We start from the raw sequence: 18,901 nt of genomic DNA, 5'->3' as shown, positions 1-18,901 counted from the left end.
GCTCCTGAACAGGCCGCCACGTGCAGCCGGCGCCCGATGCCCGTAGTTCTCCGACCGAGAACAGAGTTCAATCGTGTTTAGAACGCTTTAGAACGTAACGGCACCATTTGGAACGTCGCGAACGTTCATTGCGTTGATCTCACATCAGGCAACGATGGAGTCGATGCGCATGACGAAGCCGTTGACGAAAACGGTGCGCCCCGTTCCCGAGCAGAACCGGAGTCCCAAGGGCGCCGGCAGCGCGCCGTCAGTTCCCGTCGACACCACCAAGGGTCGCCGCGACGACGAGAAGCAGAACATTCGTGAGCAGGCTGCGCATGGCAACCTCACCCAGAACACCAGCAACAGGCGCATGGGGTAGACGATGAAGGTGTTGGACGTGACGACTCCCGGCCGATGGTACGATCCCATTTCGGAGCGCTGGATTGAGCCGCGCGACACGCGGACCGCAACGCCGCCTCGCGCGGAGGACGATGCCGTCTTCGAACGTCAAAGGACCTTGCAGATCGAACGCATCTGGCGCGCGCTGGTCGATTGCTGCGCGCGCGAATGAGACAGGTGATACAATTGCAAGACCGGCTTGGATGGCGTTGGCCACGCCTGCATCCTTATTTTTTCTTGCCGTCGGTCCTGTTCTCTCCCTTGGACATATCCTTCGTGCCGGGCCGCTTTGCCTGATTTGCATTCATGCCGGTGGTATCCATCGCCCCTTTCTCAGTGGCGCCGTTGGTGTTCTCCGGCCTTTCCATGCCGCTCTGCGGAGCGGGCCCGGTATTCTGGGCGATCACGGCCCCGGTCATGGCGGCAAACGCGATCGCTGCGATGAGCGCTTTCATGGGCATCTCCCTCGTTTCATGAATGACGTGCCCGGGAGAGAGTTGTTCCCAGCCCGAGCTGGACCGCGCACTGGCGCACACGCCGTCACGATGCCGATTGACGCTTCAGGTGCAGATACGCAGGGGTGAAATCGCCGAGCCGCTGCAATTCGCGCCATTTCAGCACGATCAGCTCACCGTCGCGCAGGTCCATGGCTTCGCTTCGCCTGAGATCGGCAAGCGTCCGGTTCACGGTCGCAATCGCCATGCCCAGCGTCTCGCCGAGCTGGGCCAGGCTGATCGGCATCCGGCAGCGATTGCCGCGGACCAGCTGCGCGGCGCGGGCGCGATAGAACAGCTCGCAGAACAGGTGCGCCATGCGCGCCTGCATGGGACGGGCGCTGTTGTTGGTGATGGCCTCGCGAAAGATCGCGGCATCGAGCAGCGTCTCGCGCCAGACGGCAAACCCGAAAGTGGGCCGCCGTCGGAAGGCGGCGAACAATTCGCGATGCGGGATGAAGGCGATCGAAGCCGGCCCCAGCGCACTCAGCCCATGATCCATCTCATCGATGAACAGGCCCTGCGCGTCCGGAAGATCGCCGGTGAGATGGAACGCGAGATATTGCCGCCGCCCGCTGCCGAGCAGATGGTAGCGCGCGACCATGCCGGAGACGACCAGCGCCGAATGTTCAGATTCATCGCCCTGACGGATGAAATCCTCGTTCGGCGCAAAGTCGCGAACCGTGAAGGTGAGCGCCCGGATTTCGGCGACATCCTCCTCCGCCAGCGCGGTGTGCTCCCACAGGTTCCGGATCAGCACGTCGTGGGCTTTATCCATGCGGCCGCCAAAAATCGCACCGGTTCTATCAAATGATACATCTGGCCGGTATTCAGCGAACTAGAACGCAAGTCGGAAGCACAGGTTGCTAACCGGTTTGCAACGGCACCGGATCGCTTCCTCCCCTCCATCACCCAGCGAACCGAGCCGCCCATCTCATGAGCCCTACTGCGATCCTTAAGCGCATCCGCCGCCTGTTCGCGTCGGAGCGAAGCGAGCATCTGGACAGCATCAACGACGCCTTCCTGAAGGGAACGTTGAACGAGCCGGTGCGGCCGATGTCGGATCAGGAGCTCGCCCGCGCCATCCGCGAGTTCCGCGCCGCGCCCGTCTCCGACCGAACCCTCGCAAAGCTCTCCCGGCGCTTTGTCGAAGCGCCTCGCGACGGCTGAGGCGCGCACCGAGTCTCATGCCGCATCGGAAAAGGCCCCGGCTTGGTGGCCGGAGCCTCGAACGTGATATGTTCTGGACGCGATCGAACCTGGTCAGCGACAATGCCGCCGGCGATGCCGTGATTCATCTGTCGGCGAGCGACGACGCTCGACGGCGTCCACACGGCGAGCCTGAACCCGACCGACTTCCTCATCTGAGTTGCTCTGGGAGCAACGATCTCGCCCCGCCTCCAGCGGGGCGAGACGCGGATAGGGCTCAGTCGTCAGGTCCGGCTCTCCTCCGAGACCGGCCTTTGCGACGGCTTATAGACAGTTCGGCCGAGAGGCCAATAAGCGACGTCATGGTGCCTATTCGATCACGACATCGGCCCACGTCAGCACGGTCGGTGGCATGTTGATGCCGAGTGCTTTGGCGGTCTGGAGGTTTATAACAAGTTCGTACTTGGTCGGCCGTTCGACTGGCAAGTCGCCAGGTTTCGCACCCCTAAAAATCTTGTCGACAAAGGTCGCAGACCGGCGAAACTGATCTGGTAAGTCAATCCCGTAGCTCAAGAGGAAGCCCGCTTCGGCGTATTCTCTCACGGCAGAGATTGCGGGCAGCCGATTTCTGACGGCCATGACGCCAATCAGGCCGCGATGGTTGAACAGCACCCCATCGCTCAGCACGAGAAGCACCTGCGCGCGTTCTCCCACCATTGTCGCGAACGCTTGTTCAAGTATGTCCGGCCCGCGCGCCTCGGCCGGGACAAGAGTCAATGCCAGCGCTTGGGCAACTTCCCGCAGCGACGTCAGCCGGTCCTGATTGGGCGCAAAGTCCGGATTCCAGAGAATGCCCACACGCGAGAGGTTCGGCAGAATGTCCTTCAGAAATTCGAGCCGCTTGCCGTTGATCTCATCGCCGGGCTCCGAGCTGAACCCGGTGACGTTGCCACCCGGGCGCGCCAGACTGGCAACAAGTCCGGCACTGACCGGCTCGGCACTGTTGGCCATCACGATCGGGATCGTCCTGGTTGCCTTCATGGCGGCAACCGTGGTGGCATTGGTTCCGGAAACGATGACATCCACGCCGAGCCCGGCCACCTCTGTGGCAAGCGCCGCCAGCCGCCCCATGTCTCCGTCGGCAAAACGGTACTCGATGACGACATTCTCGCCGACGCGATAGCCAAGGCTCCGCAGGCCCGCTTCGAAGGCTCCAACATTACGAAGTGTTTGCTCCCGCGACGCGCTCGCGAGATACCCTACCCGGTAGACCGACCTTGCCGGTTGCTGCGCACGCGCGCCGAGCGGCCACGTCGCTGCCGCGCCGCCGATCAGCCCCATGAACTCGCGCCGTCTCATTGAGCACCACGGAAGAAACGCCCGTCGTGTCCAAAGCCTAGCACTTTGCGGCGAGACAGCGAGTGAGAATGAGCAAATAATCGGATCTCCGAAGCTGCGTCCCAATGTCCGAGATGGGTCAAGGTCGGCGGTCTGCCTTTCTGAAAGCCGCATCCGGTCTACGTTCGTCAGCCGAGGTTTGCACGGGCTTCGAGCGAGGCAGCATCGGCCAGAATCGAACATCAACCGTCAGCACTTATTGCAAAATCAAAGGCCATCCAGAGGCGGCTTCGCAACTTCAATCCGGTGTTAGTGACTAGTCCGCATGCTGGCTATACAAGCGCGGAACGGCCCGTATCTCATAGGGAATCGTTTAACCGCCTGTGCGAGGAGGATGCATGACCAATGTAAAGGGTCCGATCATATCATTTGCGGACCTGCCATCCATCGAAGCCTATCTGTCTGCACACGAGGGAAGCGAGAGCGGCTTTTGGCTTAAGCTCGCTAAAGCCGGCGCACCAGAAGCAACCATCACCAAGGCGCAGGCCATCGAAGCCGCTTTATGTCACGGATGGATCGATGGTCAGCTTGGGAAGTTTGATGAGCATTACTATTTAGTGAGAATGACGCCGCGGCGAAGTGCGAGCCGATGGTCCGCAATCAATCGGGACACGGCGGAGCGTCTTGTTCGCGAAGGGCGTATGCAACCTGCCGGGTTGAGCGAGATCCAGAAAGCCAAGGCCGATGGTCGCTGGAGCGCGGCGTATCAATCCCAGGGCAAAGCCGAACCTCCGTCCGATTTCCTGGCTGCGCTGGCTGAAAATTCGGAAGCAGAACGGGCGTTTGCGACGCTCGACCGTGCCAACAGGTTCGCCTTCGTCTATCGCGTGAACGATGCCAAGCGCCCCGAAACGCGGAATAAGCGAATTCGCGAGTTTGTAGAAATGCTCGCTCGGGGCGAAACCATTCACCCAACCAAAAGCAAGCGGGCTCCAGGGGCCTGACCGAGCAGCGGAGCAGAGAATGAACGCATTGGAGGTTGGCGCAGATCCGCTCGGGGTCAATCGCGTCGGTTGCCCCGCGCCGCTGGGGTTTCCGGTCGGCGCTGCTTAGCGGACGTTATCAGCGCAAATCCGAAAGTCTCAAACGGGCCAATTGAGGAAGTCGAAGTCTGGCTTCGGACATCCTTGGAAGGCTACCTTGGCCGCGCACTCAGGATGAAGCTCGAGTTCGGGCTGACCGTCTGACAAAATTGAACTGAGAGAGTTTTACCACAAGATCTCTCTGGCCCGCCAAGGGTCAGGAGCGCCCGTCAGCGCAACCATCGTGCAACGTCCGGTCTCCCGCAGGCAGCCGACATTGCGGCGGCCCTTTCGTTGTTCAGCTGAGGGGCCAATTCCCGACTAATGCACACAGCAAGCAGGTCCTCTATTCGATCACCTTGTCGGCCCCGGCGAGCAGCGTCGGCGGGACTTCGAGACCGAGCGTGCTTGCGGTCCTAAGATTGATCGCCAACTCGAACTTGGTAGGCTGTTGCACCGGCAAATCGCCTGGCTTTGCGCCGTTGAAGATCTTGTCGATGAAGGCTGCGAGCTGGAAGTAGAGGTCAGGATAGTTTACGGCGTAGGCGATCAGTCCCCCGGCTTCAACGAACTCGCGGGCTGGGAAGACGGTGGGCACACGGTTGCGGGCTACCCATTCAACGATCATTTGTTGATGCATTTGGGTGAGACCGTCTGCCCCAACGACGAGGCCGTCGATATGCCGTCGCACCACCAGTTCGAATGCGTGGCTCAGGTCACCCTCGCTCCGCACGTCAAGAAGCTCAGCCTCGAGACCCAGCAAGCGTGCCGCTATCTTTGTCTCTTCCCATTCGGCTGGGACAGCTGGATTGCCCATGTTGTGAAGCAACGCAACTCGCGTGAGGCCAGGAACCAGTTCTTTGAGAACCTGAACCCGTTTCGCTGTCAGTTCGGTGCTGAAAGTAATCACCCCCGTGATGTTGCCGGTCGGCCGCGCGAAGCTCGGTACGATCGCACCGGGGCCGCCCATTGTCATCATGACTACTGGAATCGTTCCGGGCGCGTTCTGAACCGCCGTGGTGGCAGGAGTGCCTCTCGCCAGGATCAGGTCGACTTTGAGGCCAACCAACTCGAATGCGAGATCCGGAAACCGCTCGGCCCGACCGTCGGCCGACCGATACTCGATGATCAAGTTGCTTCCTTCGAAGTAACCGAAATCGCGCAGACCTTTGCGCAGAGCCTCCAGGTTGGCGGCGTTCCGTGCCGCCGGTATTGGCTCCAGAATCCCGACGCGATAGACCTTCCCGCCTCGCTGCGCACGCGCTGCGAGCGGCCAAGCCGCCGCGCCGCCTAGCAGCATGATGCATGAGCGCCGGTTCACTCCCGGTCCCTCCGTGCTTCCGACTGGAAGCATAACACACCTCGGCTACAGCAGGGGACTGCTGTGCTGCGGGATTTCGATGCTGCCTCGATTGGGGCGCGTTCTCGGCACGTCCGGTCTGGCCTCAACGGCTGACATGCCGAGCGCGATCCAGTCCCTAGACCATCAGCTTCCATGACCAGTAGATACCTATCGCCATCTGGACGGCGAACGCGGTGAAGCGGAGACTTACTGCTATCGGACTGTTCGACGTGAGATGGATAATCGACTGTACAATCCTTGCGCCGAGAAACCAAAACGCTAGAGGGTCTGTAACATCCGTTCTTGATACCATGATCGCAATCGCCAACAAGCCGCCGAAAATCGGTAGACCTTCGATGCAATTCGCGTGAGCCCGTGCGAGGCGCTGCATGAAGGGCGATAGTCCGGAGTTATCCGGCGTGAAGGCGTTGGCCGCAACCTTTCCAGTCACGACGAGATACGTTCGGATGGTTTCCATCACGACCAGCAGAAGGAGCGCCCACGAGACGAAGCCTGCCAGTGCGTAGCCCGTGTTGGACATGTCCCCTCCCAAGTCATTCCTGCCCTTTGTTCATTTGTAGCCGATCCTCTCCGAACAGGACAAACAGGGCTCCTCCCCTCCTGTCCGCTTCGGGTCCGCCTGCTGACAAAGTGTCGTGCGGCCGCCCCGAGGTCTATTGTTATAGATTTGTGATGCTATGGCGCCGCGCTTGATTTACCATCGTTCAACGGGCGGAGAACGCTCGGGGACCTCATGAGTAATCTCCGACCCAAGGACCGATCATGGGTGGAATAGGAGGACATCATGCAGGACATGGCCACCGAAACCTTCATTGGCAACATGCGCGGCCCGGTTATCAGGCGAATGGATGCCGATTATGACGTCGTGCGGAGCCTCTACAACGGGATGATCGATAAGTGTCCCGTGATGATTGCGCGCTGCGCCGACGTCGCCGACGTCGTGGCAGCAGTCAATTTCGCAATGGAGAACGAACTCCAGGTAGCGATCCGCGGAGGCGGGCACAATGGGCCAGGCCTCAGCAGTATCGAGGACGGGCTGATGATCGACATGTCAATGATGAAAGGCGTGCGGGTCGATCCCGCCGCGCGCACTGTCCGCGTCGGTCCCGGCTGCACGCAAGGCGATGTTGACCACGCCACGCATATCTACGGGCTCGCCGTGCCGGCCGGAATTGTGTCGACCACCGGGATTGCCGGGCTGACGCTCGGCGGCGGCACCGGATATCTCACCCGCAAGCATGGCCTCACCATCGACAATCTCCTCGAGGCGGATGTCGTACTCGCCGACGGTCGCATCGTCACGGCCAACGGGTCGGAGAACGCTGACCTTTACTGGGGCCTGCGGGGTGGCGGCGGAAATTTCGGCATTGTGACGAGCTTCCTGTTCCAGGCTCATCCGGTGCACAGGGTCTATGCCGGTCCGATCTTCTGGGATCTCGAAAATGCCCGGAGCGTTCTGCGGAAATACAGGGATTTCCTGCCTAGCGCTCCCGAGGAACTTGGGGCCTTCGTCGGCTTGAAGACCGTTCCACCGGTGGATCCATTCCCGGCGGAGCATCAGGGCAAGCGCGCCTGTGCCATCATTGGCTGCTACAACGGTCCGACAGAAGATGGCCAGGCAGTCATGGCTAGGTTGCTCGGTGAGCTGCCCCCGCCGCTCTTCAACTGGATGGGCGAAATGCCCTATCCGGCGCTCCAATCCATGTTCGACCCGTTCTTCCCGAAAGGCTTGCAATGGTACTGGCGCGGCGATTTCGTGAAAGAGCTGACCGACGAAGCAATTGACGCGCATATCGAGCAGGCCCGGAATGCACCGAGCGCGCTTTCGCTCATGCATCTTTATCCGATCGATGGCGCCGTCCATCGCGTTGGCAAGAACGACACCGCCTGGAATACGCGCGAAGCGAACTGGTCAATGGTCATCGCCGGCATCGATCCCAACCCGCAAAAAGCGGGCGAGATCACGCGCTGGACCAAGGGCTATTGGGAGGCCGTGCATCCTTACTCGGCCGAAGGCGGCTATGTGAATTTCATGATGGAGGATGGGGACGAGAGCAGACTCAGAGCCACTTACGGCGACAACTACGATCGGCTCGCGGCCCTGAAAGCGAAGTACGACCCGACGAACTTCTTCCACATGAACCAGAACATCAGACCGCTGCACTCGTAAGCCAACACGTCTGCCGCACGGTTCGGTCGCGCCCAGAACCTCATGTCGGAGCGCTCTTCCATCCAGGGAACGACGGGAACGCCTCGTGTCGGTCTTCGGCGGACAAGTCGCGGAATTTGGAACGACGAACGGAGTTTGACGGTGGCCCGTGGGAGGCGTCGGGCAACACACCCGGGTCAAGCCCTCGTCACGAAAATATTTCACTTTTCCGAATTTCGGATTTGTGGCATACACCACGCATCCCGGCCCTGCCAAAGGGGCGTTCGCGACCGTCACGAGACGCGGGCTGGGTGGCGGTGGACGCGGCAGCGCCGGCGCGCAACGTGTGAGACAGGGCAGGCAGCTGTGAGTCTCACGCGACGCGGTACGACACGGCGCCGTAACAGCGGTCTCGTTGATGCCGGGGGCGAGCACACGCAAGCCTCCAGGCATTCAGGCGGGACCGTCCGCGGACGGCAAAGTCGTGTGGTCCTGACGCCCGGGGTCTGTGCGTCAAGTCCTGCGGTGATGTGGCGGCCCGACCGGGCGCGCGCATCAGTCATCTGCAAGACGACGGGGGCAATAGTGCATCGCTCCCCGGGGAGAGCACGAAGGACACCGTTAAAACCATCCGCGCAGGGAAGGCCGGGCGTTCGGCCAACCCGTGGTCCACCCCGTGTGCACTCTTCGTGGCGCACGGACATGCGGGTGCCGCCGGCGCCCGGCCTTCCCTGCGCCCTTTGGCTTCCAAAGGGCGATGAGATCAAAGCAAGACTCGGGCGAAACGCGCCGCGGGAGCGCAGAGCTATGCCCCTTCCGTCTCGGTGCGCAGGCCCGTGGTCTTACCGACTGTCGCGCTGCTTTTCGCGCGCACCCCGGAATGTTAGATTGGTGCCATTGCCTTGAGGAATTTTTGATGCGCGCGAGGATTTTCAATCGCGTTTTGGGGCTGGCAGCGCTGGTTGCGGCTACGCTCGCCGCCGCAACGCATCCGGCATCTGCCGAGAAGCGCATCGCGCTCGTCATCGGCAACTCCGCCTACAAGAACATCACGTCGCTCGACAATCCGTCCAAGGACGCGAGCCTGATGGCGGAGACGCTCGGCGCACTTGGCTTCGCGCTGGTCGGCGGTCGCGCCCAGCTCGATCTCGACAAGGGCGCGATGGACATCGCGGTGCAGAGTTTTGGCCGCCAGGTGCAGGGCGCCGATGTCGCGCTGTTCTATTATGCCGGCCATGGCGTGCAGGTCTCGGGCTCCAACTATCTCGTGCCTGTCGGCGCCAATCCGACCCGCGAGGCCGACGTCGATTTCCAGATGACCGACGTCAATCTCGTGCTGCGGCAGATGCAGGGGTCGGGCACGCGCCTCAACCTCGTGATCTTGGACGCCTGCCGCAACAACCCGTTTGGCTCACGCGGCCTGCGATCATCCGATGGCGGCCTGGCGCAGATGCGCGCCCCCGAGGGCACGCTGATCTCCTACGCGACGCAGCCCGGCAACGTCGCCCAGGACGGCAGCGACGGACACAGCCCCTATACGAAGGCCCTCGCCACGACGATCCGGGTCGCGGGCCTCGACGTGTTCCAGACCTTCAACCAGGTCGGCCTCGCGGTGAAGCGTGCCACATCGGGCGCGCAGCAGCCCTGGGTGTCGTCCTCGCCGATCGACGGCACCTTCTATTTCGTGCCGCCGACGCAAGCCGCCCCGCCGCCCCAGGTCGCCGCGATGCAGCCCGATCCGCTGCCGGCGGAGCGCCTGCGCGCCGATCCCGACCGCGTCCCCTTACGCGATGCCGCGCTGCTCAGCGAATTGAGCGAGCGGCTCTACGAGCTCAACTTCGATCCTGATACGCCCGACGGCCTGACGCGCGCGATCACAAAGCTCCAGCAGCGGATCTCCATGGCGCCGACGGGTGAAGCGACCGAAGGCCTGCTGCTGCGGATGCGCAAGATGGAGGATCTGAAGCCCTGGGGCTCGATCGTCTACGGACCCGATGACAACAAATGGGGGATGTCCTGGAATCACGCCTCGCGGCGCGCGGCGGTGGCGGATGCGCGCGGCAATTGCGCCGGCGCCAAATGCCCGATCGAGCTCTCGTTCTATGGCAGAAGCTGCGGCGCGTTCGCCATTTCCGACAAATCCTGGTCGCTGGTCCAGCGCGACAGCGTGCAGCGCGCGAAAGACGCCGCGCTTGACGAATGTGGCAAGGCTGGCAAAGCTTGCCGCATTATCGGGTCCGTCTGCGCCGACGGCTCCGGCCGCTGAATGCATTTTCGTTTGGATTGTTTGGTCATGCCCAATACCGTCACCGCTACGATTGCCCTCGCCTTTCTCCTCACCGTCGCCTCATCGTCCGCCTTCGCGCAGTCCGGCAGCGCCGGCGGCTCGATCGGCAATGACGAGAAGTCGCTGTCTGGTTCGCGCCAGGATCGTTCTTCAGAGCGCTCGGCCGAACCTGCTCCATCCGCGCGCCGGAGCAAGCCGACGGCCGAGGAGCCGCGCGCGTCGCGGCGAAGCAGTGGCGGCGGTGGAGGTGGCGGCTTTGACGGCGCCTGGATGGTCACCAGCATCGGCTGCGGCGGCACCACGTCCGGCGCGGTCGTCGTCTCCTCGGGCAAGGTCATCGGCCAAGGCGTCACCGGTACGGTCAGCCCGAACGGCGCAGTCAGAACGGTCGGTCAAGGCGAGGGCGTGACCTTCACAGGCGCCGGCCGTCTCGGGGGCCGCAGCGGTTCCGGAACCTGGCGCCGCTCCGATGGCTGCGGCGGAACCTGGAGTTCGGCGAAACAGTAACGACGTGAAAAGGCCCGATTTCGCCGCGGAACCAACGCGCCGCAGGCCCGATTCAAGCCACATCCTCTCCGGATTTGCGGCTCATTGCCACCCAAGTCTTTGATGACAAAGGGGTGGTTAAGAGTTGCGTCATGCGTAACCGGGAGACCAGGATGGGCAACCGCACCGCAAAGTTCATATCCGCGCTCGTCGGCAGCATCATTGCCGGCGCGCCATTGGCCGCCGTATCGCAGAACGCGCAGACCGCACCGAGCACGGCCAACGCGGCCACCGACTGCCTCGCCTCGCCGAAGGGCACCGCGCCGCAGGGGCAGCACTGGTACTATCGCGTCGAACGCGGGACCAAGCGGCAATGCTGGTATCTGCGCGCCGCCGGCGACAAGGACAGCGCGAAGTCCGTGCAGAGCGCGCAGGCCACGAGCGATACGCCGACGGCACAGGCGCCGGCGCAGCAGCCGCAGCAACAGCACCCGGTGCAGGATGCGCGCGCCGAATATCTGACAGCGCGGAGCGGTGTCGCCCCCCAAACACCAAACGCAGTTGCGCAGGCCGCAGCCGCGACACCGGCGCAACCATCTGCGGACCAGACCGCTGACAGCAACGCGCAACAACCCGCCGCACCCTGGCCCGATGTCTCCACGGCGTCCGCGCCGCCTGCGCCGCAGCCGGCGCCTGTCGCGGCAGCAGCGCAGCCGAGCGCGAAGCCGTCAAAATCCCCTGCCCCGGCGGCGCTCGCCGTGGCAGACAGCAGCGCCGACAAACCGGCCGGCTCGGTCCAGATGCTGATGCTCGTGATCGGCGGTGCGCTGGCGCTCGCCGGTATCCTCGCCAGCCTCATCTACCGCTTCGCCGGCGCGCGCGCGCGCGTCCGCGTCCAGTCCGCCGAGCGTCACGGCTATTGGAACGATTGGGAGACGCAGAACCAGCACGCAAGCCGCGCGCCATGGCGCGATGCAACGCCAGCCGTTGCGCCGCGCGCGCAGCCGGCGCACCCGATCGACTTCGATGCGGCACGTCCGCAAGCGACAAAACAAGTGACAAAACTCGCCGCGATTGGCCGCGAGATCGATCTGATCGACGCGCGCAAGCGGCGCGCTGCGGTCCCTGCCGCAGAACCCGACGAGATCAAGCCGGCCGAGGTCGAGATCAAGTTGTTCGATCGGGCTGCTGCGCCCAAGCTAGTCACCAACGAGATTGGCGAGGATCGCGATGAGGCGCCGGCAGGCCGCGACCAGGATGCGGTCGACGTGGATGTCATCACGACCATGCTGGAACAGCTGGCGAAGGAAGGGCCGCGCCTGTCGCGGCCTAACCTTGAAGCTGACCTTGCAAAGTTCGCACGAAGCCTACGAGGCCAATCCGCCGCTCGCGCTTGAGGCGCTCGGCCTTCAGGATCGACTGTACCTCGGCGAAGGCCTGGTCGACGTCGTGGTTGATGACGATGTAGTCGTACTCGGCCCAGTGGCTCATCTCGTGGCTGGCGCGGCTCATCCGCTTGCGGATCACCGCGTCGGAATCCTGCGCGCGCGAGTGCAGGCGCTTTTCGAGATCGGCCGCCGAGGGCGGCAGGATGAAGACGCTGACGACGTCGGCGCGCGCCTTTTCGCGTAGCTGCTGCGTGCCCTGCCAGTCGATGTCGAACAGCACGTCCTGCCCCGCCGAGAGCGCCGCCTCGACCGGGCCGCGCGGCGTGCCGTAACTATTGTCGAACACCGTCGCCCATTCCAGAAGCTCGCCGCCCTTCACCATCGCTTCGAACGTCGGCTTGTCGACGAACGAATAATCCTTGCCGTTGACCTCGCCCGGCCGCATCTCGCGCGTGGTCGCCGAGACCGACATTTTCAAGCCGGGCATTCGCTCGATCAGGAGACGCGACAGCGTCGTCTTGCCCGCGCCCGAGGGCGAAGACAAAACGAACATCAATCCGCGGCGCTCGACACCGTCAGTTCCGTGACCGCCCGTCGTCATCGATCACTCCAGATTTTGGACCTGCTCGCGGAACTGCTCGACCACATTCTTCATGGCGAGTCCCGTATTGGTGAGCTCGATGTCGTTCGACTTCGAGCAGCAGGTATTGACCTCGCGGTGAAACTCCTGCGCCAGGAAATCGAGCTTGCGGCCGATCGGACCGCCCTTGCCGATCAGCTCGCGCGCCTGCGTGATATGCGAGGCGATGCGGTCGAGCTCCTCGCGGATGTCGGCCTTGGTTGCGATCAGGATTGCCTCCTGCATCAGGCGATCGGCATCGAAACGATCGGAGGTGTCGAGCAGGCTAGCGATCTGCTCAGTGAGCTTCGCCTTGATCGCCTCTGGTTTGCGGCCAGGCGCAGCCTCGGCTTTCTTTGCCAGTTGCTCGATCTCGTCGACCCGTTGGGTCAGGATCTGCCCCAGCGAGGTGCCCTCGCGCTTGCGCATCTCGACGAGATCGGCGAGCGCCTTGTCGAACGCCTCCACTGCGGCGGCGCGCGCGGCCTTGTCCTCTTCCTCGTCGCCGTCGGGCTCGGCGACCTCGACGACGCCCTTGATGGCGAGCAGGCCATCGATGCTCGGCGCGACCGCGTCGACCTTGCCGGAGATCAGTGCGGCCGCCTTCAGCACGGCGTTGAGCACGTCCTCGTTGACGCGGACCGTGGCGGCGGCGTTGGCGCGCTTGACGTTGAGATTGGCGTAGACGGTGCCGCGCGCGAGCAGCTCGCCGGCGCGCTTCTTGGCGTGGGCCTCGAGCTCGTCGAACCCCTGCGGTAGCCGCACCCTGAGGTCAAAGCCCTTGGCATTGACCGACTTCAATTCCCATTCGAACGTGTACGGCCCGCTCGCGCCGTGGCTTCGGGCAAAGCCGGTCATGGACGACAGCGCCATCGGTTGAAATTCTCCAGAAACACGGGATTCGCGAGGCCATCAAGCCACGCGAATCTTAAGACTATTTTGCCGGAAAGTGGAATCCGCAATGTCCGCGGGCAGCTCTGCCGCCAGCCTAGCGCTGGACCACCGGCGGCGAGGACTGCACCGCGCCCTGCCGGGCCGGTGCGGGACCAGCCGGCCGTGATGGTTGCTTTTTCTGCTGGTTGGGCCGCGCCGGCGTGGTCGCGGTCGGCGGATCGGTGGCGCCCGGCGCAGCAGCAGCCGGCGGCTGCGCGTCCTCGGCCGGCTCGACCGTGTCGTTCTGGATCTGCTTCTCCATCGCGCGGAGTTTCGCGACGTTCTTCTGATGCGCGTCGTAGGTCTCGGTGAAGGCGTGCCCGCCAGTGCCGTCCGCGACGAAATAGAGATCGCGGGTGCGGGCCGGGTTGGCGGCGGCCTCGAGCGAGGCGCGGCCCGGATTGGAGATCGGCCCCGGCGGCAGGCCCTCGATCACATAGGTGTTGTAGGGCGATGGCTGCGTGATCTCGCTGCGCTTGATCGGGCGGCCCAGCGTGCCCTTGCCGCCGACGAGGCCATAGATGATCGTGGGATCGGACTGCAGCTTGATCCTCTGCTTCAGGCGGTTGACGAACACGGCAGCGACGCGGCTGCGCTCGTCCGGCTTGCCGGTCTCCTTTTCGACGATGGACGCCAGCGTTACCAGCTGCTCCGGCGTCTTCACCGGAATGTCCTGGCTACGGCGCTCCCAGATCTCGGCCAGCACGCGCTTGTGCGCCTGCTGCATGCGCTGGATCACCTGCTCGCGTGTGGTGCCGCGCGGGAACTTGTAGGTCTCCGGCAACAACGTGCCCTCGCGCGGCAGCTCGCGCACGCTGCCGGTGAAGATGTCGTTGTCGGACAGCCGCGCCACGATCTGCTCGGAGGTCAGGCCTTCCGGGATCGTCACGGCATGCTGCACCACCTTGCCCTCGACGATGGTGGCGATGACGTCGCGCAAGGAGGCGTTCTTCTGGAACGAATACTCACCGGGCTTGAGGTCCGAACTCGCCTTCAGCGCGGCGACGCTGGCGATGAACACCCACGGATTGATGTCGGTGACGCCTTCCCGGTTCAACGTCTCGGCGATGTCGCGCTTGCCCGCGCGCTGCGGGATGTTGACGATCTTATCTTCCCTAAGCGGCCCGGGTGCTTCCAACACCTGCCGACCGTAATAATAGACCCCGCCGGCGCCGAGCATGGCAATCAACACCAGGGTGATGATGGCGTTGCCGACCACCACCAAGGGATTGCGCGCGCGTTCCGATCGCTTCGGCGGCGGCGGGACCTGCTCGGGCTCGAGCGCTGCCCGCGGACTCCGCGGCGAAATGGGCGGCCTTTCACTCATCGAAGCAACCTGAATCCTGCCGGTTCAATCGCGGCCTGACAATCACTTGCCGAGCCAAATGCACGCGCCCACTTCTATGACTATCGCCGAATACGGCAAAACGGTGGATTCGTCTCAAACGCAAACTAACTGGCCAAGCGCCGGACGATCACCGACGCATTGGTGCCGCCAAAACCAAAAGAGTTCGACAATGCGACGTTGACCTCACGCTTCTTCGCCTTGTGCGGCACGAGATCAATCGCGGTCTCGACCGACGGATTGTCGAGGTTAATGGTGGGCGGCACGACATTATCGCGAATCGCGAGAATGGCGAAGATCGCCTCGATCGCACCGGCTGCGCCGAGGAGATGACCGGTCGACGACTTGGTCGAGGACATCGCGACCTTGGAGGCGGCATTGCCCAGCAGGCGCTCCACCGCACCAAGCTCGATCTCGTCGCCGAGCGGTGTCGAGGTGCCGTGCGCATTGATGTAATCGAGATCGGATGCCGTGAGACCGGCGCGCTTGAGCGCTGCCGACATGCTGCGGAAGCCGCCATCGCCGTCGGGCGACGGTGAGGTGATGTGATAAGCATCGCCGGACAGGCCGTAGCCGATCACCTCGGCGTAGATCTTCGCGCCACGGCGCCTGGCGTGCTCGAGCTCCTCGAGCACCAGGACGCCGGCGCCCTCGCCCATCACGAAACCGTCGCGGTCCTTGTCATACGGACGCGAAGCCTTCTCGGGCGCGTCGTTGAAACCAGTCGATAGCGCGCGCGCGGCATTGAAGCCGGCAATGCCGATGCGGCAGATCGGCGATTCCGCGCCGCCGGCCACCATGACGTCGGCGTCGCCGAGCGCGATCAGGCGGGCGGCATCGCCGACCGCATGCGCGCCGGTCGAGCAGGCCGTGACCACCGAATGGTTCGGTCCCTTCAGCCCGTGCGCGATCGAGACATAGCCGGAGGCGAGATTGATCAGGCGTCCCGGAATGAAGAACGGCGACACTCGGCGCGGTCCGCGCTCCTTGAGCAGGATCGCCGTATCGGCAATGCCGTTGAGGCCGCCGATACCGGACCCGATCATGGTGCCGGTCGCACACTTGTCCTCTTCAGTCTCGGGATGCCAGTTGGCATCGTCGAGCGCCTGGCCGGCTGCGGCCATGCCGAAGATGATGAAGTCGTCGACCTTGCGCTGGTCTTTCGGCTCCATCCACTTGTCGGGATTGAACGTCTCGTTCGAACCGTCGCCGCGCACGACCGTGCAGGCGATCTTGGTCTGGAGATCGGAGACGTCGAAGCTCGCGATCCTGCGCGCACCGCTCTCGCCGTTGAGGATGCGTTTCCAGGTCGGTTCGACGCCACAGCCGAGTGGCGAGACCATGCCAAGACCCGTGACGACAACCCGCCTCATATCCGAAAACTCCGCATCGAAAGATTCACGGCCAATAACAAGAAACCGGCTGGCCGCTGCGAAGCGGCCCGTCCGGTTTCAATGTTGTCCCCGCGAAAATGAAGAGCCTTAGCTCTTCGCGTTCTTCTCGAGAAACTTTGTGGCATCGCCGACGGTGAGAATCGTTTCCGCAGCGTCGTCCGGAATCTCGCAACCGAATTCCTCTTCGAACGCCATCACCAGCTCGACGGTGTCCAGACTGTCGGCGCCGAGGTCATCGATGAAGCTCGCGTTGTCGACAACCTTCTCGGGTTCAACACCAAGGTGTTCGACCACGATCTTCTTAACCCGCTCGCCAATGTCACTCATTGCTTAACCTCGTGTTGTTCCCTGTAGACCCGACCCCCCGGGACGATACGAGCCGTCGTGGTCGTGTTACTTGCCTTCGCTTACGAACTTTGGTTTGGCCCCATCCTAACCGATACAGGGCCCGGCGAACGACGGCCAAGGCTCCGCATCGCCAATATACAGGGTTTCAAAAACCTGCAATGGCGTTCTTTGCCCATCCGTTGAAGGTCCGGTTATCATACTTCAATTGCCTTGACTACAAGCCTCATTTCGCTCCGGAAACGGCCGTTTGCCGCATCCCACGCCGCCCATGTGGGCAGTGCGGAATGAGGGCTTAGATCATAGCCATGCCGCCGTTGACGTGGATGGTCTGGCCGGTGACGTAGGCTGCTTCGTTCGAACTCAGGTACACGGCGGCCGCCGCGATGTCCTCGGGCGTGCCCAGACGGGCAGCCGGAACCTTGGTCAGAATCGTTTCGCGCTGCTTGTCGTTGAGCGCATCCGTCATCGGCGTCTTGATAAAGCCTGGCGCGATGCAATTGGCGGTCACGCCGCGCTTGGCGTATTCGGCACCGAGCGTCTTGATCATGCCGATCAGGCCCGCCTTCGAGGCGGTGTAATTGCCCTGTCCGGGATTGCCGGTGACGCCGACCACCGAGGTGATGGCGATGATGCGGCCGAAGCGCTTGCGCATCATCAGCTTGGTGGCGGCGCGTGCCAAGCGGAAGGTCGCGGTCAGATTGACGTTGATGACCTCCTCCCAATCCTCGTCACGGAGTTGCACGAAGAGATTGTCGCGGGTGATGCCGGCATTGGCGATGAGGATGTCGACCTGTCCCATCGCGGCTTCCGCAGCGGGCACCAGCGCTTCGACCTCATCGGCCTTGGAGAGATTGCAGGGCAACACAAAGGCGCGCTCGCCGAGCTTGCCGGCAAGCTCATCCAGCACTTCCTTGCGCGTTCCGGAAATCGCAACGGTAGCGCCCTGCGCGTGCAGCGCCAGCGCGATCGCGCCGCCGATGCCGCCAGTCGCGCCGGTGACGAGCGCCTTCCTGCCAGTCAGATCAAACATCGATAACTCCCTCAACCCTGCTTCGCGGCGGCCAAGGCGTCCTTGGCGGCGGCAATGTCGTTGGGACCGCCGACAGCAACGCCGACGGCACCGTCCGCAATGCGCTTGACGAGACCGGTCAGCACCTTGCCAGCGCCGATCTCGAAGAAGCGGGTGACGCCCTGCCCTGCCATATAGGCAACCGACTCGCGCCAGCGCACCGTGCCGGTGACCTGCTCGACCAAGCGGCGCCGGATCTCATCGGGGTCGCTAATGGCGCTCGCCAGCACGTTCGACACCAGCGGCGCGGCCGGCGCCTTGATCGTGACCTTCGAGAGCGCCTCCGCCATGGCGTCGGCGGCCGGCTGCATCAGCTTGCAATGGAACGGCGCGGATACAGGCAGCAGCATCGCGCGCTTGGCGCCCTTGGATTTGGCGATCTCGACGGCGCGATCGACCGCTGCCTTGTCGCCGGAGACCACCACCTGCCCGCCGCCATTGTCGTTAGCGGCCTGGCAGACCTGCCCCTGCGCCGCCTCATGGGCGACCTCCATAGCGGCCTCGTAGTCGAGGCCCAGCAGCGCGGCCATCGCACCGGCGCCGACCGGGACGGCTTTTTGCATTGCGAGACCGCGGGTGCGAAGCAGCCGTGCGGTATCGGAGATGGTCAGGCTGCCGGCCGCAGCCAGCGCCGAATATTCACCAAGCGAGTGGCCGGCGACGAAGGCCGCGTCCCGCCCGACGGAAAAACCGGCTTCGCTCTCCAGCACGCGCAGGGTGGCGACCGAGACCGCCATCAGCGCCGGCTGGGCGTTTTCGGTGAGCTGGAGGGTCTCGGCCGGACCATCCCATATGGTCGCCGTCAATTTCTCCCCGAGCGCGGCATCGACCTCGTCGAACACGGCGCGCGCCACCGGAAAGGCGTCGGCCAGGGCCTTGCCCATGCCAACCGCCTGGGACCCCTGCCCCGGAAATGTGAATGCTGCCGTCATCGGCGCTCCCTGCTTGTCGGGCTTGATCCTCACGAGAACCGGCAGCCGATTACGCGCGGCCTTGGGCCAAGGTTCCGGATCACGCTCCAAAGGGGGCCGTAGACACTGTCCGGGGTCGGACTGTCAAGCCAAGATGGGAACCCC

Annotated in this window: 20 protein-coding genes; 8 read left to right on the top strand and 12 right to left on the bottom strand. The window is 63.5% G+C overall.

Annotation, left to right across the window (positions count from 1 at the left end):
- Positions 1–169 precede the first annotated feature (169 nt).
- Together LRP30_RS17985 and LRP30_RS17980 are read left to right on the top strand one after the other, a co-directional pair.
- Positions 170–361 (top strand): hypothetical protein, encoded by a 192-nt coding sequence (locus LRP30_RS17985; protein WP_128934261.1) that lies wholly within the window; start codon positions 170–172, stop codon positions 359–361.
- A 3-nt stretch (positions 362–364) separates the two neighbouring features.
- Positions 365–553, top strand: a complete 189-nt coding sequence (locus tag LRP30_RS17980) for a hypothetical protein (protein ID WP_091892838.1) — start codon at positions 365–367, stop codon at positions 551–553.
- Between the two features lie 55 nt (positions 554–608).
- Here the strand turns inward: LRP30_RS17980 and LRP30_RS17975 are convergent, their stop codons facing one another.
- Together LRP30_RS17975 and LRP30_RS17970 are read right to left on the bottom strand one after the other, a co-directional pair.
- Entirely contained in the window at positions 609–836 is a 228-nt protein-coding gene (locus tag LRP30_RS17975; RefSeq protein WP_249761228.1) for a hypothetical protein, read from the bottom strand.
- Between the two features lie 85 nt (positions 837–921).
- Positions 922–1,653, bottom strand: coding sequence for a Crp/Fnr family transcriptional regulator (locus tag LRP30_RS17970; RefSeq protein WP_249761227.1), 732 nt, complete (start codon positions 1,651–1,653; stop codon positions 922–924).
- Positions 1,654–1,811: 158 nt separating this feature from the next.
- Here LRP30_RS17970 and LRP30_RS17965 point away from each other — a divergent pair, with 158 nt between their 5' ends.
- The gene (locus LRP30_RS17965; RefSeq protein ID WP_128934264.1) at positions 1,812–2,045 is read left to right on the top strand and encodes a hypothetical protein; all 234 of its coding nucleotides are present in this window, start codon (positions 1,812–1,814) and stop codon (positions 2,043–2,045) included.
- A 348-nt stretch (positions 2,046–2,393) separates the two neighbouring features.
- On the opposite strand, the gene LRP30_RS17960 is transcribed toward LRP30_RS17965, so the two are convergent.
- Positions 2,394–3,365, bottom strand: coding sequence for an ABC transporter substrate-binding protein (locus tag LRP30_RS17960; RefSeq protein WP_249761226.1), 972 nt, complete (start codon positions 3,363–3,365; stop codon positions 2,394–2,396).
- Positions 3,366–3,760: 395 nt separating this feature from the next.
- On the opposite strand from LRP30_RS17960, the gene LRP30_RS17955 reads away from it, so the two are divergent.
- Positions 3,761–4,366: a YdeI/OmpD-associated family protein gene (locus tag LRP30_RS17955; RefSeq protein WP_249761225.1), complete on the top strand. Its 606-nt coding sequence runs from the start codon at positions 3,761–3,763 to the stop codon at positions 4,364–4,366.
- 424 nt (positions 4,367–4,790) lie between these two features.
- Here the strand turns inward: LRP30_RS17955 and LRP30_RS17950 are convergent, their stop codons facing one another.
- Both LRP30_RS17950 and LRP30_RS17945 read right to left on the bottom strand, forming a co-directional pair.
- Positions 4,791–5,765 carry an ABC transporter substrate-binding protein gene (locus LRP30_RS17950; RefSeq protein ID WP_249761224.1) on the bottom strand — a complete coding sequence of 325 codons (975 nt, stop codon included), beginning with the start codon at positions 5,763–5,765 and terminating at the stop codon, positions 4,791–4,793.
- A 157-nt stretch (positions 5,766–5,922) separates the two neighbouring features.
- On the bottom strand, positions 5,923–6,327 hold the full coding sequence (locus LRP30_RS17945; RefSeq protein WP_249761223.1) for an MAPEG family protein: 405 nt from the start codon (positions 6,325–6,327) through the stop codon (positions 5,923–5,925).
- Between the two features lie 264 nt (positions 6,328–6,591).
- Between LRP30_RS17945 and LRP30_RS17940 the strand changes: the two genes are divergently transcribed.
- The 4 genes from LRP30_RS17940 to LRP30_RS17925 all read left to right on the top strand — a co-directional run bounded on the left by LRP30_RS17940 (position 6,592) and on the right by LRP30_RS17925 (position 12,126).
- Positions 6,592–7,977 carry an FAD-dependent oxidoreductase gene (locus LRP30_RS17940; protein ID WP_249761222.1) on the top strand — a complete coding sequence of 462 codons (1,386 nt, stop codon included), beginning with the start codon at positions 6,592–6,594 and terminating at the stop codon, positions 7,975–7,977.
- An 895-nt stretch (positions 7,978–8,872) separates the two neighbouring features.
- Entirely contained in the window at positions 8,873–10,222 is a 1,350-nt protein-coding gene (locus tag LRP30_RS17935) for a caspase family protein (protein WP_249761221.1), read from the top strand.
- Between the two features lie 27 nt (positions 10,223–10,249).
- Positions 10,250–10,750 carry a hypothetical protein gene (locus LRP30_RS17930; protein WP_249761220.1) on the top strand — a complete coding sequence of 167 codons (501 nt, stop codon included), beginning with the start codon at positions 10,250–10,252 and terminating at the stop codon, positions 10,748–10,750.
- 152 nt (positions 10,751–10,902) lie between these two features.
- Positions 10,903–12,126: a hypothetical protein gene (locus tag LRP30_RS17925; RefSeq protein ID WP_249761219.1), complete on the top strand. Its 1,224-nt coding sequence runs from the start codon at positions 10,903–10,905 to the stop codon at positions 12,124–12,126.
- On the opposite strand, the gene gmk is transcribed toward LRP30_RS17925, so the two are convergent.
- From gmk to fabD, 7 genes are all read right to left on the bottom strand, one after another.
- Positions 12,059–12,718, bottom strand: a complete 660-nt coding sequence (gmk, locus tag LRP30_RS17920) for a guanylate kinase (protein ID WP_249761218.1) — start codon at positions 12,716–12,718, stop codon at positions 12,059–12,061. The genes LRP30_RS17925 and gmk overlap by 68 nt on opposite strands.
- A gap of 3 nt (positions 12,719–12,721) precedes the next feature.
- Positions 12,722–13,609, bottom strand: a complete 888-nt coding sequence (locus LRP30_RS17915; RefSeq protein WP_249761217.1) for a YicC/YloC family endoribonuclease — start codon at positions 13,607–13,609, stop codon at positions 12,722–12,724.
- A 115-nt stretch (positions 13,610–13,724) separates the two neighbouring features.
- Positions 13,725–14,996, bottom strand: a complete 1,272-nt coding sequence (gene mltG / locus LRP30_RS17910) for an endolytic transglycosylase MltG (protein WP_249761216.1) — start codon at positions 14,994–14,996, stop codon at positions 13,725–13,727.
- Positions 14,997–15,121: 125 nt separating this feature from the next.
- A complete protein-coding gene (gene fabF, locus LRP30_RS17905; RefSeq protein WP_249761215.1) occupies positions 15,122–16,387 on the bottom strand; it encodes a beta-ketoacyl-ACP synthase II in 1,266 nt (421 codons plus the stop codon).
- A gap of 108 nt (positions 16,388–16,495) precedes the next feature.
- A complete protein-coding gene (locus LRP30_RS17900; protein WP_008551805.1) occupies positions 16,496–16,735 on the bottom strand; it encodes an acyl carrier protein in 240 nt (79 codons plus the stop codon).
- Positions 16,736–17,048: 313 nt separating this feature from the next.
- On the bottom strand, positions 17,049–17,786 hold the full coding sequence (gene fabG / locus LRP30_RS17895) for a 3-oxoacyl-[acyl-carrier-protein] reductase (protein ID WP_091895051.1): 738 nt from the start codon (positions 17,784–17,786) through the stop codon (positions 17,049–17,051).
- Between the two features lie 11 nt (positions 17,787–17,797).
- Positions 17,798–18,757, bottom strand: coding sequence for an ACP S-malonyltransferase (fabD, locus tag LRP30_RS17890; protein ID WP_091895063.1), 960 nt, complete (start codon positions 18,755–18,757; stop codon positions 17,798–17,800).
- Positions 18,758–18,901 lie beyond the last annotated feature (144 nt).

It is taken from the genome of Bradyrhizobium sp. C-145 (assembly GCF_023375135.1).
GTDB classification, from domain to species: domain Bacteria; phylum Pseudomonadota; class Alphaproteobacteria; order Rhizobiales; family Xanthobacteraceae; genus Bradyrhizobium; species Bradyrhizobium zhanjiangense.
This window is presented reverse-complemented; position numbering and strand designations above follow the sequence as displayed.